The organism is Aeromonas sp. PS2Canimalfood6 (assembly GCF_048276795.1).
Taxonomy (GTDB): Bacteria; Pseudomonadota; Gammaproteobacteria; order Enterobacterales; family Aeromonadaceae; genus Aeromonas; species Aeromonas caviae.
Genome location: NZ_JBLUXC010000021.1, coordinates 1 through 12,827 on the forward strand (window position 1 = coordinate 1; position 12,827 = coordinate 12,827).

Here is a 12,827-nt window from a genome sequence, read left to right on the forward strand (position 1 = left end):
TGGTGTTTTTGCTCATGGGGGGAGCGTATCTAAGGAGCAGGATCAAGCAAGCAGGAAAGTGGGATCAAGAGACGATCGTCTCATTTTTCCTGTGTCAATACTGTTCCGGTGAATACTTACGAGTGTATCGTATCTGAGCATAGATGTAAGTATAAGCTTGCAGCAGGAGATCGAATTAAGTTCTGTAAGAATGATTATCGACTGGGGGTTTCAAATGGGATGTTTGGAACAATTAAAGAGATAAAAGATAATTATGGAGAAATTACTTTTAGTGTTATTGTTGATGATGGGAGACATATCCAATTCTTGGATAAAGACTATAAGGATCAAGATGGAAGACTACCTATCACTCTTGGTTATGCATTAACTGTATATGCTAGCCAAGGAATAACCATTGATGGTGATACATTCATATATTGGACAAATGGTATGGATAGGGCGAATAGCTATGTCGCAGGGAGCCGACATAAAGATAACTGCCACTGGTTTTTTAATAATCAAGAGCTAGACTTGATCTCATCATCAGGTAGTCCTGTTTGTAACAATGAGAGTGAAAGGATAAACGCAATAGCTAAAACAATGTCCTTTGATCGTAGAAAACACATGGCAATAGAGTTTGATCGTAGTGAGAGTGTTAGTACTAATTCATTAATAGAAATGAATATAACAAGGGTATGTGGGAATCCTATAGAATCAACACTCTAGTTCAGTTCCAATATTAATGAAAAATTTTATTTTTGTGTTCAAATGATTTATAATCAATTCATATACACTATGTTGTTTTAATATGTAGGCAATTATGAAGTTAAATGATGCCGAAATTAGGCAAGCTTTAATATTACGACTCGAAAATCAAGCAATAAAGCCTCAAGCAATAATGGAGGAGCTTAGGGTTCATAACGGGCAAGCGATCGCCGATGTTGTTGCCTTATATCGAGAGGCTCATTGTTATGAGATAAAAGGAGAAAACGATAAGATTGAAAGAGTATCGATTCAGGGGAAGTACTATAATGCAGCTTTCCGTAAAATTACGCTTGTGGTAACACAATCTGATCTAGAAAAGGCTAAATCAATAACCCCATCATTCTGGGGGATTATGGTTGCATTTGTATCTGGTGATATCGTCAAGATAAAGCATATTAGGAAAGCAAAAATAAATCCACTTTTTAGAAAAGATATTGCTGTACTTACTCTATGGAAAAGTGAAATGTTGAGCATTATTGAATCTAATGGAACTAAAAATAAGAATCGTGAGTATTTAGCAAATTTAATAGCTGCGTCTAAGAAAAAATCAGAATTAAGTAGCAATATATCTCAATTGCTACTTAATCGACACGTATCTTTGAATATCAAATAGGTGCATCTTTTACCATATAGGTAATGTGTGAGTTAATTGTTGGTTTAACCACAGCAGAAGGGGTGCAATAGTTACCTATACCAAGGCTTTTCTGATGAAGATATTGGTCGCCTTTAGAATATTTCTCCCCTCTATAGAATGGCTTTGAACATAACTGCTTTGCTAGCTCATAGTATTGTCCGAACCCATTTTGCTTGATAGAGCCACCACGAATCACGTAAATGCTTTGAGCAAAAGAATAAATAAATTTTGCTGTGGTTATATTTTGCATTGCTTCCGGTATGATATCAACCTCAGAATAATTTGGGCTGACAGTAGCATAATCACCAAAGACAAGAATATGCTCGTCTAAGTGTGGCTTTGCACCCTGATAGACCTTCAGCTCATTACGTTCAAAAATCCCCTCCTCATCAACTTTAATCAAGTCTTTAATTGATGCGGGTATGCTGGAGCCAGTTATAACTATGCGACGCGTTGTGTATTTATCTGAAAAACCATTAGCAAAATCAACAATATGGCGTGAAAGTGTGCGTGAGTCTAAGTTATTACAGACTCGACAATCAAAAACTAAATCGATAGAATTGAATTTATCAAACACATTACCTAAAACATCTTCAATATCATCCTCTATCGCATGAAAACTTTCAAAGTCTTCTGGTGTTAGCCGAATCGCAATCACAGTAGAGCTTACAATGCCTGCATCTTTTTGAGTTATAACAGAGTTTATGTGATTTGGGGATCTATCTATTGATACAACAGGGATAACAGGAAAATCATTCAGGCAACCCAACAGATAATGATAATTATGCATACCGTCAATATGTAAAGAATCGTCTATGTCATAATTGTCAAAATATAACTCATCAATATCCTTAATGTGTTTTTTAAAGCTATTTAACACTTTGCGCACATTAATTTTAAATGTTTCGTTGTTATAGCCATTTTTGTTTTTTGGAAAATCAAAGAATGGGCATATTAATTCAATGACGTCAGAGCTTAAATCCCCTAAGGCAATTATTTCATTCGATTTAGATTTTAAGAACGGAACATATTTAGTCATTGCCAAAAACCTCTTCCCTAACATTAAAATCATTGACTATAGTGCTATACGCTTTAAAGTCGCCGCTCTCTTTTCTAAGCAATCCAGCGATGATTGCTGGATGAATATTTACTTCATGAGCAAATTTATTAATTGCTCCAATACTCTTGTCATACTTCGGCGTACAATTGCGCCAAATATGTCTATCTACAAAAGCTGCTTTTGCCATTCTATTTGCAGCCACCTCAATGGGACTATCTGAGTCCACATCAAGTTCGTCTAATATCGGATTATCTAGAAGTTCGTAGTGCAGATTTAAGTGAGAGAGCTCATGCATTAGAGTAAACCAAAAATAATCCAATCTCTTAAATCTGAAACTAAGCCCAATAACAGGTGTTCCTGTAGATAACTTAAATGATACACCATCCAACTTCATTCCATTGAAGCTCTTTTGGTATATTAATATGATGCCGTAGTCTAATAAAACTTCAGGCAACTTATTAATAGAATGTACATCGGGACTCATTCTTGCAATATTACGTAAATCTTCTTTTGTTATTCCAGTAAACTGAGGCGGTTTCTTAATGAAGTACTCTATTTCAGAAGTTGATTTTAAGTGAGAGAGCCACAAAGAAATTAATATTTCATTTGAACTGTCAGACTTACGATATAAAATACCACATCTATCTTTGTGTATATTCTTGAAAAATGACAATAAAGATGATGTAGGATCCTCAGAAGAAATCCACCCCCTTTTCACGAGTTCGTTCATGGGGAGCTTGGAAACGGTTTTTTTGAAGTGTAGAAAGCTTTTATATTGTTCAGCAGCCGAGACAAGCCCGTCATGACCAACAACTTCAAAATCATCCCACGCAGAAAACTGAATATCGTTATTATGACTCATTTAAGCAACCCCTAATAATTTTTCAGCCTCAGCATATGGCAGTTCAAAATACATTAGTCTCGGCTTATTCTCTCTCTCAATATTTATCATGTTAAGCTTTTCGTAATAACCGCGAGCTTGTGGAAGAGAATGTAAAGATAGACCGGGGGTCAGACCTAGCGTGGTAACAGCAAATCGTAGTGAGCAGGTTAATAAAGTTGAACCTATTTTCAGAAAATCTCGTTTTCTAATTAAGCAATCCCTATTCCATGGAGCTACGGCGAGATACTCAACATAAAATATATTGGATGTACTAAGGGCGCTTACCTTTGGGTGATAAATAAGACAAACCCCCTGAGGCTTCTCTTCCGCATAAAGGTAGAACCATTCATATTCTTCTTTAGAATAACTTAACGTCTTTTTAAACCAGTCCCAATGATGGTCTTCGGTTTGTATACTATCAAGAACGTTCTTAAGCTGAGCCGCATCATAATTTTGGGCAGCAATAAATTCGAACAACTCAATATTCGATTTGGTCCATTGTTGATCACACTCAATGGCCTTAAATGGGTCTTCACCGTGACTGATTGTATAGTCTGTATAACCCCCATTGGCTCGGGGCAGCTGTCCAGTTTCTATGATAGATACCGGCGGTCTCTCGACTGGGATAGCCCCGCTAATGATGCCCTGCTTTAACTCCTCAAGTGTCACAGTGAACAGCCCTTCCCAAAAATGGTTAACATTGGAACCATAATACCATTTTAGGATGTATGTCACTTGTCCTTGGGTCACATTTAACAATGCTAAGACTACTCAATGAGTCTGTCTTGTGTGGAGCAGTGTAGTGCTCCACAAAGAGAACCCTTACCTTACATTGACGCCCCAGAGAAACGATACTCAGTTACAATCAAGCTACTGTGCTTTGGGTACAAGACTTGATTCTTGGCATAGGGATTGTGTTAGTAGCATGGAGCGACAACCTCCAAGACAGGAGACAGCTTGCAGCAGCATTATTCTCGCCCGTCACCGCGCACACATGAGCGTCTTGAAGCAGGCTAGAAAGCAGTGTGGCAACAGTTTTGGAAACCCGCACCAGTAATGATGGCGGTCATGGGTGATGCGTAATACTACGCCTATCCGACACTGATAGTGCCCGTACAAAGTGCTACGCTAGCACAAGCCTTCTCTTAAGTGCACTTACAAGTCTACTTATGATCAACAGATGCGAAAAAGGCGTAGCAGTTACTAACCTGCTACGCCTTACAGAATTTGGTGGCCCCTGCCCGACTTGAACGGGCGACCAATCGATTATGAGTCGACTGCTCTGACCAACTGAGCTAAGGGGCCATTGATGCTGGTTAGCGGCGTGGATTATAGGGGATGGCGGATACCCCGTCCATAGTCAGATCAACCACTTGGCGAGATTTCATCCATATTCAAGCGGTTCCATGACCCCTCTTCACGCCTATGCCACCACGGATAAAACAAAGCCCCGCATGGCGGGGCTTTTTGTTGCTATGTCAGGCTGACAAAACCCGGGACTACTCGTCCAGGAAGCTGCGCAGCACTTCCGAGCGGCTCGGATGGCGCAGTTTGCGCAAGGCCTTGGCTTCGATCTGACGGATACGCTCACGGGTGACGTCGAACTGCTTGCCCACTTCCTCGAGGGTGTGGTCGGTGTTCATGTCGATACCGAAGCGCATGCGCAGTACCTTGGCTTCCCGTGCGGTCAGCCCGGCCAGCACTTCGCGGGTCGCGTTGCGCAGGCTCTCGCTGGTGGCCGCATCCGCTGGCAGAGCCAGGGTGGTATCTTCGATGAAGTCGCCCAAGTGGGAGTCTTCGTCATCACCGATGGGCGTCTCCATGGAGATGGGCTCCTTGGCGATTTTCAGTACCTTGCGGATCTTGTCTTCCGGCATGCCCATGCGCATGGCCAGCTCTTCCGGGTTCGGTTCACGACCCATCTCCTGCAGCATCTGGCGGGAGATACGGTTGAGCTTGTTGATGGTCTCGATCATGTGCACCGGGATACGGATGGTACGGGCCTGATCCGCGATGGAGCGGGTAATGGCCTGACGGATCCACCAGGTGGCATAGGTCGAGAACTTGTAGCCGCGACGATATTCGAACTTGTCGACCGCCTTCATCAGACCGATGTTGCCCTCCTGGATCAGATCCAGGAACTGCAGACCGCGGTTGGTGTACTTCTTGGCGATGGAGATAACCAGACGCAAGTTGGCCTCGACCATCTCTTTCTTCGCACGGCGGGCTTTGGCCTCACCAATGCTCATGCGGCGGTTGATGTCCTTGATCTGGGCGATGGACAGACCGGTCTCTTCTTCGATCTGCTGCAGCTTGCCGATGGAACGCAGTACTTCTTCGTCCATCTCGAGCAGACGGGGAGACCACGCCTTGCCGGCCTGCTTCTGGTATTCGAACCAGGCAGTTTCGCACTCGTTGTTGGTGAAGGCCGCGACGAAGGTCTTCTTCGGCATCTTGGCCTGCTCAACGCAGAGCTTCATGATGATGCGTTCCTGCACGCGGACACGCTCCATCATCTCCCGCATGTTGTTGACCAGGCGATCGAACTGCTTGGGCATCAGGCGGAATTGACGGAAGACATCGGCCAACTGGGCGATGGCATTCTGGGTGTCGTCGTGGGCACGGCCATTCTGCTGAATGGAGAGACGAGTCACCTCGTACTGGGCACGCAGTTCGCCGAATTTCTCGCGAGCGACTTCCGGATCCGGACCACCGTCGCCATCATCGTCGGAGTTGTCGCCGTCTTCGTCTTCGTCTTCGTCCTCATCTTCGTCTTCGTCGGCGAGGTCGTCCTCGCTGAGCTCGGAGCCGATATGAGTGGCGGTCGGTGCCACGTCATCCACTTCGTTCGGATCGATGAAGCCGGAGATGATGTCGGACAGGCGAAGCTGCTCGGCTTCGTACTTGTCGTACTGTTCGAGCAGGTAAGTGATGGCTTCAGGGTACTCGGCGACGGAGCTTTGTACCTGGTTGATACCGTCTTCAATCCGCTTGGCGATGTCGATCTCGCCTTCGCGGGTCAGCAGTTCGACGGTACCCATTTCCCGCATGTACATGCGGACGGGATCGGTCGTGCGACCAATCTCAGATTCAACAGATGCCAGAGCCTGGGCCGCTGCTTCGGCAGCGTCCTCATCGGCGGTACCACCTTCAGCCATGATAAGGTCATCGGCATCCGGAGCGTTTTCAACCACTTGAATGCCCATATCGTTGATCATCTGGATGATGTCTTCGATCTGGTCTGAATCGACAATGTCTTGCGGGAGGTGATCGTTCACCTCGGCATAGGTCAGGTAGCCCTGTTCTTTACCTTTGGCAACGAGGAGTTTAAGCTGAGACTGCGGGGTTTGCTCCATAGAACTCATCCGGTTGGTGTTGCTAGGTTGCGCGTACAGTGCGCTGCTGCGCAAATAGCCAATTCTAATAGAAAACCGCCAGACATGCTATGTCTGGTTGCGGCGTCGGTCATGAGAAACCCCTGCCCGCAGTGTTGTCGGGGCCAGGTGGTTATAAAGTGTTTGCTTTCAATCCCGTCGATTCGGGCAACGCTATTCATATTGGGACTGCTCACTCAAATATCAAGCCCCACTCTCATTTCTTTTCTCAATCTGCACCTCTCTGATCAGCATCATCAGCTCCTGAGTTTCCTCAGAGCTTAGCCCTTCCTGCGCCACCTTGGCCTGCAATTCTTCGATCCGTTGCTTCAGGAAAAGGTTGATGAAACCGACAAAGGTATCCTGTAATTCTCCCAGAATATCGGGCTCCTGGTCGAGCTTTACCTCTTCAAACAGGTCATGCATCGCCAGCTGGGCAAGTATTTCTCCCTCTTTTGTGCCGCGCCAATGCTCCAGCAGGATACCCGTTGTCACTCCCGGCTGGGTCAGGATCTGCTGGTGCAACTGCAGCAGGAAAGGGATCCCCTGCAGGCGCAGCCCGGCCAACTCGGGCATGGCCGGCAGCTCGGCGGTGATAGCCGGATACTGCACCATCAGGGCCAGAGCCCTGCGGATCGGCGTCAGTTTGGTCGCCTTGGGTTTGTTGACTTCCACCTTGGGCTGGCTGCTGCGGGCAAACAGCTCGGCAATCCGCTGCTTGTTTTCTCCCCAACGCATCATGCTGGAAAGTCGGGTAATCAACCCCTCGCGAGTGAAACCTTCCGGTACCCGACGAATCAGCTCGGCGGCCTTGTTGGCCACTTCAAACTTGCCTGCCTCACCGGAAAGAGCCGCATCGCGCCCGAGGCGTTCGAACATGAAATCCGCAAACGACTGGGCCTTGTCGAGTAACGCTTCGAACCCCTCCTTGCCGATCTGGCGTACCAGCGAGTCGGGATCCTCGCCATCCGGCAAAAAGACGAACTTGAGTTCACGGCCGTCCTGCAGGTGGGAGAGCGCGTTATCCAGCGCACGCCAGGCCGCTTCCCGACCGGCGTTGTCGCCGTCGTAGCAACAGACCACCTCTGCCGTGGTACGGAACAGGGTGTGGATGTGATCGCTGGTGGTCGCAGTCCCCAGTGCCGCCACCGCATAGTCGATGTCGTACTGGCCGAGCGCCACCACATCCATGTAACCTTCTACCACCAGGATCCGGCGCGGATCCTTGTGTGCCTGCTTGACCTCATAAAGGCCGAACAGCTCTCGCCCCTTGTGGAAGATGGGGGTTTCCGGGGAGTTCAAGTACTTGGGCGTGCCATCCCCCAGCACTCGGCCACCGAAGCCGATGACCCGGCCGCGTTTGTCCCGGATCGGAAACATGATGCGATCGCGGAAACGATCGTAGCTGCCCGGGCCGTTGTCACGGGGGATCAGCATACCGCCCGAAATCAACAGTTGTTCGTGATCCCGACTGGCGCCAAAGCGGCGACGCACCTGATCCCAGTCCCCAGGGGCATAACCGATGTTGAAGCGCTTGACCACCTCGCCAGTCAGGCCCCGGCCTTTCAGATACTCCACCGCCTGAGGCGCGTTCTTGAGATTGCTCTCGTAGAAGCGCGCAATCTGGTTCATCAGCTCGAACAGATCCTTGCTGACGGCAGGTTGGCTATGGCTTGATCCACCCGCCGTTTGCTCACGGGGGACCTGCATGCCGTGCAGGCTTGCCAGCTCTTCGATGGCATCGGGGAATTCCAGGCCGTCGTACTCCATGACAAAGCCGATGGCATTGCCGTGGGCACCACAACCGAAACAGTGATAGAACTGCTTCTCCTGGCTGACGGTAAAGGAGGGGCTTTTTTCGTTATGAAAAGGGCAGCAAGCCTGGTAGTTCTTACCGGCTTTCTTCAACCGCACACGGGAGTCGATCAACTCGACTATGTCCGTGCGTACGAGCAGATCATCGATAAAGGATTGCGGGATCCTGCCAGCCATAACCGTCCTGTTTCATTGCATAGGAAATAAAAAAGCCGCGCATTCCAATGGGAAGCACGGCTTCTTCGACCAAACAAGAGAGTTGCCTGTTACGCCAAGCGGGTTTTCACCTGAGCACTGACGGCGCCGACATCGGCACGCCCCTGAATTTTTGGCTTCAAGACAGCCATGACTTTACCCATGTCAGCCATGACGGCAGCACCACTTTCAGTGATGGCTTGCTCGATCAGGGCGGCAATTTCGTCTGCGGTCAGCTGTTGTGGCAGGAACTCCTGCAGCACAACGATCTCGGCAGACTCTTTGTCGGCGAGCTCCTGGCGACCGGCAGCTTCAAACTGGCTGATGGAATCGCGACGCTGCTTGACCATTTTGGTCACGACAGCGAGGATCTCTTCATCGTTGAGCTCGACACGGGTATCGACTTCACGCTGCTTGATTTCTGCCATCAACAAGCGGATAGCACCCAACCGAGGCTTGTCTTTGGCAAGCATGGCGAGCTTTTGCTGATCCTTGAGTTGATCCTTCAGAGACACGGCATGATCCCTTGATTAGTACAGGCGGATACGACGTGCGTTTTCGCGGGACAGCTTCTTGGCGTGACGCTTGACAGCGGACGCTTTGGCGCGCTTGCGAATGGTAGTCGGCTTCTCGTAGAACTCACGGCTACGAACTTCGGACAGGATACCGGCCTTTTCGCAAGAACGCTTGAAGCGACGCAGAGCAACGTCAAACGGCTCATTTTCACGGACTTTGATTACTGGCATGTGCCTTTCACCTCAGTGATAAATTGTTAGCTGACCTTCAATCGATCAGCATGTCTTAAAATGGTGCGAAATTATACTCTGGACAGGGAATGAAAGTAAACCCGCAGAGATCGCTCTGGTTTAAAAAACCCGCGAAGGTTACCATAGCCGTCTCATTTTAGCAGTGAAATTTTTTAGCAATGCGTGTATTGGGCATAGAGACATCCTGTGACGAAACCGGGATCGCGATCTTCGATGATCAAAAAGGGATCCTTTCCCACCAGTTGTACAGCCAGGTCAAGCTGCATGCGGACTACGGCGGCGTCGTTCCCGAGCTCGCCAGCCGGGACCATGTACGCAAGACGATCCCCTTGATCCAGGCCGCCTTGAAAGAGGCCGGACTTGGCAAGGATGACATCGATGGCATCGCCTATACCGCGGGGCCAGGTCTGGTTGGCGCCATCCTGGTCGGGGCGACCATAGGCCGCTCGCTGGCCATGGCCTGGGACAAGCCAGCCATCGCCGTGCACCACATGGAAGGTCACCTGCTGGCCCCCATGCTGGAAGAGCGAGCCCCCGAGTTTCCCTTCGTAGCGCTCTTGGTCTCCGGCGGCCACTCCATGCTGGTCCGGGTCGATGGCATCGGCAGCTACCAGCTGCTGGGCGAATCGATCGACGATGCCGCCGGTGAGGCGTTCGACAAGACCGCCAAGCTGATGAGTCTGGACTACCCCGGTGGTCCACTGCTCTCCCGGCTGGCAGAAAAGGGCACCACTGGGCGCTTCACCTTCCCCCGTCCCATGACCGATCGCCCAGGGCTCGACATGAGCTTCTCCGGCCTCAAGACCTTTGCCGCCAACACCATTGCCGCCAACGGTGATGATGAACAGACCCGTGCCGACATCGCCCGGGCGTTTGAGGATGCGGTGGTCGACACCCTGGCCATCAAGTGCCGCCGTGCCCTGAAAGAGACCGGTCTCAATCGTCTGGTCGTGGCAGGCGGCGTCAGCGCCAACCGTCATCTGCGCGCCCAGCTGGCCGAGCTGATGGAGAGCCTCAAAGGTGAAGTCTTCTACCCGCGCACCGAATACTGCACCGACAACGGCGCCATGATCGCCTATGCCGGCATGCAACGCCTGAAGGCGGGAGTCTTCGAACCCCTCGTCGTCAAGGCCGTGCCGCGCTGGCCGCTGGACACTCTGGATCCGGTGTGATCCTGACGATCCACGACAAAAAGAAAGGGGCCTGCGGCCCCTTTTTCATCTTGATGACGGTATTCATACCCGTTTAGTTGGTGCGGAACAGCGCCTCAATGGACAGCCCCTGCCCCAGCAGAATTTCCCGCAGACGGCGCAACCCTTCCACCTGGATCTGGCGTACCCGCTCACGGGTCAAACCAATCTCGGCGCCCACGTCTTCCAGGGTGGCTGGTTCATAGCCGAGCAGGCCGAAACGGCGGGCCAGCACTTCACGCTGCTTGGGATTCAGCTCCTCCAGCCAATGCACTATGCTGCTGCGCATGTCATCTTCCTGGGACTCCAACTCGGGTCCCATGCCGCGCTCGTCGGAAAGTACGTCCAGCAGCGCCTTGTCGCGATCGCCACCGATGGGAGTATCCACCGAGGTGATCTTCTCGTTGAGCTTGAGCATGCGATTCACATCGTCCACAGAGCGATCCAGTGCAGAGGCGATATCCTCGGCGGTCGGCTCATGGTCGAGACGATGGGAAAGCTCGCGTGCAGTGCGCAGATAGACGTTCAGCTCCTTGACCACATGGATGGGCAGACGAATGGTACGGGTCTGGTTCATGATGGCCCGCTCTATGGTCTGGCGGATCCACCAGGTGGCATAGGTGGAGAAACGGAAGCCTCGCTCGGGGTCGAACTTCTCGACGGCGCGGATAAGGCCGAGGTTGCCCTCTTCGATGAGATCCAGCAGCACCAGGCCGCGGTTGTTGTAGCGCCGGGCAATCTTGACCACCAGGCGCAGGTTGGATTCGATCATGCGCTTGCGCGCCGCTTTGTCGCCACGCAGGGCACGGCGGGCGTAGTAGACTTCCTCTTCAGCCGTGAGCAAGGGGGAGAAGCCTATCTCCCCCAGATAGAGCTGGGTGGCGTCCATTACCTTGTTCAGCTCGGGCGCCATCAGTTCATCGGAAATGGTCTCTTCGGCTTCGGCCGCCACTTCCTGAACCTCTTCTTCCTCCTGAACCTCCAGCTCCTCGTCGAACTCTAACTCTGCATCCTGCATTACCAGTTGTTCTTGGCTCATGATATCTCTCCCTGACCTACACCAGAGTAAGACTCAGCTCTCTGAGTTAACGCTTTGGCAAATAGCCCATCGGGTTGATCGACTTGCCTTTGTACCGGATTTCAAAGTGCAAGCGCACATCCGGCGCATCCGTGCTACCCATATTGGCGATAACCGCTCCGCCCTTCACGGTGTCTCCCTCCTTGACCCTCAACTCATCGTTGTGAGCGTAGGCGGAGAGGTAGTCATCGTTGTGCTTGAGAATTATCAGCTTGCCATAACCTCGCAGTGCACTGCCCGCATAGACCACTTTGCCGCTGCTCGCAGCGTAAATGGGTTGGCCCTTCTGGCCGGAAATGTCGATGCCCTTGTTGCCTTGTTCCGCAACGGAGAAGCCTTCAACGATCCGCCCTTTGGTCGGCCAATGCCAGGAGAGTGTTGACGAGGAACTGACGGTTTTTTGTTCTTTCGCCTGAGCGTATGCTGTTGACGAGGCAGGAGCAATCGTTTTCTGAGCAATAAATGGTGTGGTCGTACCTGCCGGATCCGTGGCCAGGGGTTTGGGCCCCGTGCTGGTCACCACCGGTGTGGTTGCTGCCACCATCTGACCACCCGAGGACCCCGCGCCCCCCACATTGAGCACCTGGCCCACGTGCAATGCATAAGGAGCCTGGAGGTTGTTGCGCTGGGCCAAGGCCTGGTTGGAGAGACCAAACTGGCGACCGATGCTGCTCAAAGTATCGCCACGGCGCACCTCGTAACTGCCAGACCCCGTCACGCTGCCACGACTGACAGGGCTGCCGACGGTTGCCACCGCCATGGGGGCGGAAGCGCCATCGAGCCTGAGCTGCTGGCCGGGATAAATGTTATAGGGGGGAGTGATGCCATTGATGCTGATAAGCGAAGCCACATCCATGCCAGAACGAAATGCAATGGAGTAGAGAGTGTCTCCTTTGACCACGGTGTACCCGTTGCCTGCAATGCCGGGCTTGGTTATACCTTGACGCACGGGGATGGTCGAAGCGACCTGATCATTGCCCAGGCTGTGCACCGGAGCCGCAGTCTTGCTGGAGGAACAGGCAAGCAGCAGCCATGACAACACGACGACACCGCTACCTTGCCAAACACGCGAACACATAGTGGATCC

Annotated in this window: 12 protein-coding genes and 1 tRNA gene; 3 read left to right on the forward strand and 10 right to left on the reverse strand. The window is 50.8% G+C overall.

What is annotated here, in order from left to right; genetic code table 11:
- Window positions 1–219: 219 nt before the first annotated feature.
- The gene (locus ACNPAA_RS10690; protein ID WP_417891757.1) at window positions 220–705 is read left to right on the forward strand and encodes a hypothetical protein; all 486 of its coding nucleotides are present in this window, start codon (window positions 220–222) and stop codon (window positions 703–705) included.
- Window positions 706–799: 94 nt separating this feature from the next.
- Window positions 800–1,357 (forward strand): sce7726 family protein, encoded by a 558-nt coding sequence (locus tag ACNPAA_RS10695; protein WP_244089174.1) that lies wholly within the window; start codon window positions 800–802, stop codon window positions 1,355–1,357.
- On the opposite strand, the gene ACNPAA_RS10700 is transcribed toward ACNPAA_RS10695, so the two are convergent.
- The 8 genes from ACNPAA_RS10700 to rpsU all read right to left on the reverse strand — a co-directional run bounded on the left by ACNPAA_RS10700 (window position 1,350) and on the right by rpsU (window position 9,451).
- Entirely contained in the window at window positions 1,350–2,417 is a 1,068-nt protein-coding gene (locus tag ACNPAA_RS10700) for a beta family protein (RefSeq protein WP_417891758.1), read from the reverse strand. The two genes, ACNPAA_RS10695 and ACNPAA_RS10700, sit on opposite strands and share 8 nt — an antisense overlap.
- Window positions 2,410–3,300: an ImmA/IrrE family metallo-endopeptidase gene (locus ACNPAA_RS10705; protein WP_417891759.1), complete on the reverse strand. Its 891-nt coding sequence runs from the start codon at window positions 3,298–3,300 to the stop codon at window positions 2,410–2,412. The genes ACNPAA_RS10700 and ACNPAA_RS10705 overlap by 8 nt, the downstream gene beginning before the upstream one ends.
- On the reverse strand, window positions 3,301–4,071 hold the full coding sequence (locus ACNPAA_RS10710; RefSeq protein WP_417891760.1) for a hypothetical protein: 771 nt from the start codon (window positions 4,069–4,071) through the stop codon (window positions 3,301–3,303).
- 478 nt (window positions 4,072–4,549) lie between these two features.
- Window positions 4,550–4,626: transfer RNA gene (locus ACNPAA_RS10715), tRNA-Ile, on the reverse strand.
- Between the two features lie 194 nt (window positions 4,627–4,820).
- Window positions 4,821–6,716 (reverse strand): RNA polymerase sigma factor RpoD, encoded by a 1,896-nt coding sequence (gene rpoD, locus ACNPAA_RS10720; RefSeq protein ID WP_263639565.1) that lies wholly within the window; start codon window positions 6,714–6,716, stop codon window positions 4,821–4,823.
- Between the two features lie 183 nt (window positions 6,717–6,899).
- A complete protein-coding gene (dnaG, locus tag ACNPAA_RS10725; protein WP_161470268.1) occupies window positions 6,900–8,687 on the reverse strand; it encodes a DNA primase in 1,788 nt (595 codons plus the stop codon).
- Window positions 8,688–8,776: 89 nt separating this feature from the next.
- Window positions 8,777–9,220: a GatB/YqeY domain-containing protein gene (locus tag ACNPAA_RS10730; RefSeq protein ID WP_161470269.1), complete on the reverse strand. Its 444-nt coding sequence runs from the start codon at window positions 9,218–9,220 to the stop codon at window positions 8,777–8,779.
- 15 nt (window positions 9,221–9,235) lie between these two features.
- Window positions 9,236–9,451 carry a 30S ribosomal protein S21 gene (gene rpsU / locus ACNPAA_RS10735; protein WP_005309452.1) on the reverse strand — a complete coding sequence of 72 codons (216 nt, stop codon included), beginning with the start codon at window positions 9,449–9,451 and terminating at the stop codon, window positions 9,236–9,238.
- A 179-nt stretch (window positions 9,452–9,630) separates the two neighbouring features.
- Here rpsU and tsaD point away from each other — a divergent pair, with 179 nt between their 5' ends.
- Complete coding sequence (tsaD, locus tag ACNPAA_RS10740; RefSeq protein ID WP_161470270.1) at window positions 9,631–10,644, forward strand: tRNA (adenosine(37)-N6)-threonylcarbamoyltransferase complex transferase subunit TsaD; 1,014 nt, start codon at window positions 9,631–9,633, stop codon at window positions 10,642–10,644.
- A 73-nt stretch (window positions 10,645–10,717) separates the two neighbouring features.
- Here the strand turns inward: tsaD and rpoS are convergent, their stop codons facing one another.
- The gene (gene rpoS, locus ACNPAA_RS10745; protein ID WP_010675620.1) at window positions 10,718–11,701 is read right to left on the reverse strand and encodes an RNA polymerase sigma factor RpoS; all 984 of its coding nucleotides are present in this window, start codon (window positions 11,699–11,701) and stop codon (window positions 10,718–10,720) included.
- Between the two features lie 46 nt (window positions 11,702–11,747).
- Complete coding sequence (locus ACNPAA_RS10750; RefSeq protein ID WP_161470271.1) at window positions 11,748–12,818, reverse strand: LysM peptidoglycan-binding domain-containing protein; 1,071 nt, start codon at window positions 12,816–12,818, stop codon at window positions 11,748–11,750.
- Between the last annotated feature and the right edge of the window lie 9 nt (window positions 12,819–12,827).

Bases quoted from the DNA above. Each gene is read 5' to 3' on its own strand.
- ACNPAA_RS10690 (WP_417891757.1), top strand. From the start codon at position 220: ATGTTTGGAACAATTAAAGAGATAAAAGATAATTATGGAGAAATTACT.
- ACNPAA_RS10695 (WP_244089174.1), top strand. From the start codon at position 800: ATGAAGTTAAATGATGCCGAAATTAGGCAAGCTTTAATATTACGACTC.
- ACNPAA_RS10700 (WP_417891758.1), bottom strand. From the start codon at position 2,417: ATGACTAAATATGTTCCGTTCTTAAAATCTAAATCGAATGAAATAATT.
- ACNPAA_RS10705 (WP_417891759.1), bottom strand. From the start codon at position 3,300: ATGAGTCATAATAACGATATTCAGTTTTCTGCGTGGGATGATTTTGAA.
- dnaG (WP_161470268.1), bottom strand. From the start codon at position 8,687: ATGGCTGGCAGGATCCCGCAATCCTTTATCGATGATCTGCTCGTACGC.
- rpsU (WP_005309452.1), bottom strand. From the start codon at position 9,451: ATGCCAGTAATCAAAGTCCGTGAAAATGAGCCGTTTGACGTTGCTCTG.
- tsaD (WP_161470270.1), top strand. From the start codon at position 9,631: ATGCGTGTATTGGGCATAGAGACATCCTGTGACGAAACCGGGATCGCG.
- rpoS (WP_010675620.1), bottom strand. From the start codon at position 11,701: ATGAGCCAAGAACAACTGGTAATGCAGGATGCAGAGTTAGAGTTCGAC.
- ACNPAA_RS10750 (WP_161470271.1), bottom strand. From the start codon at position 12,818: ATGTGTTCGCGTGTTTGGCAAGGTAGCGGTGTCGTCGTGTTGTCATGG.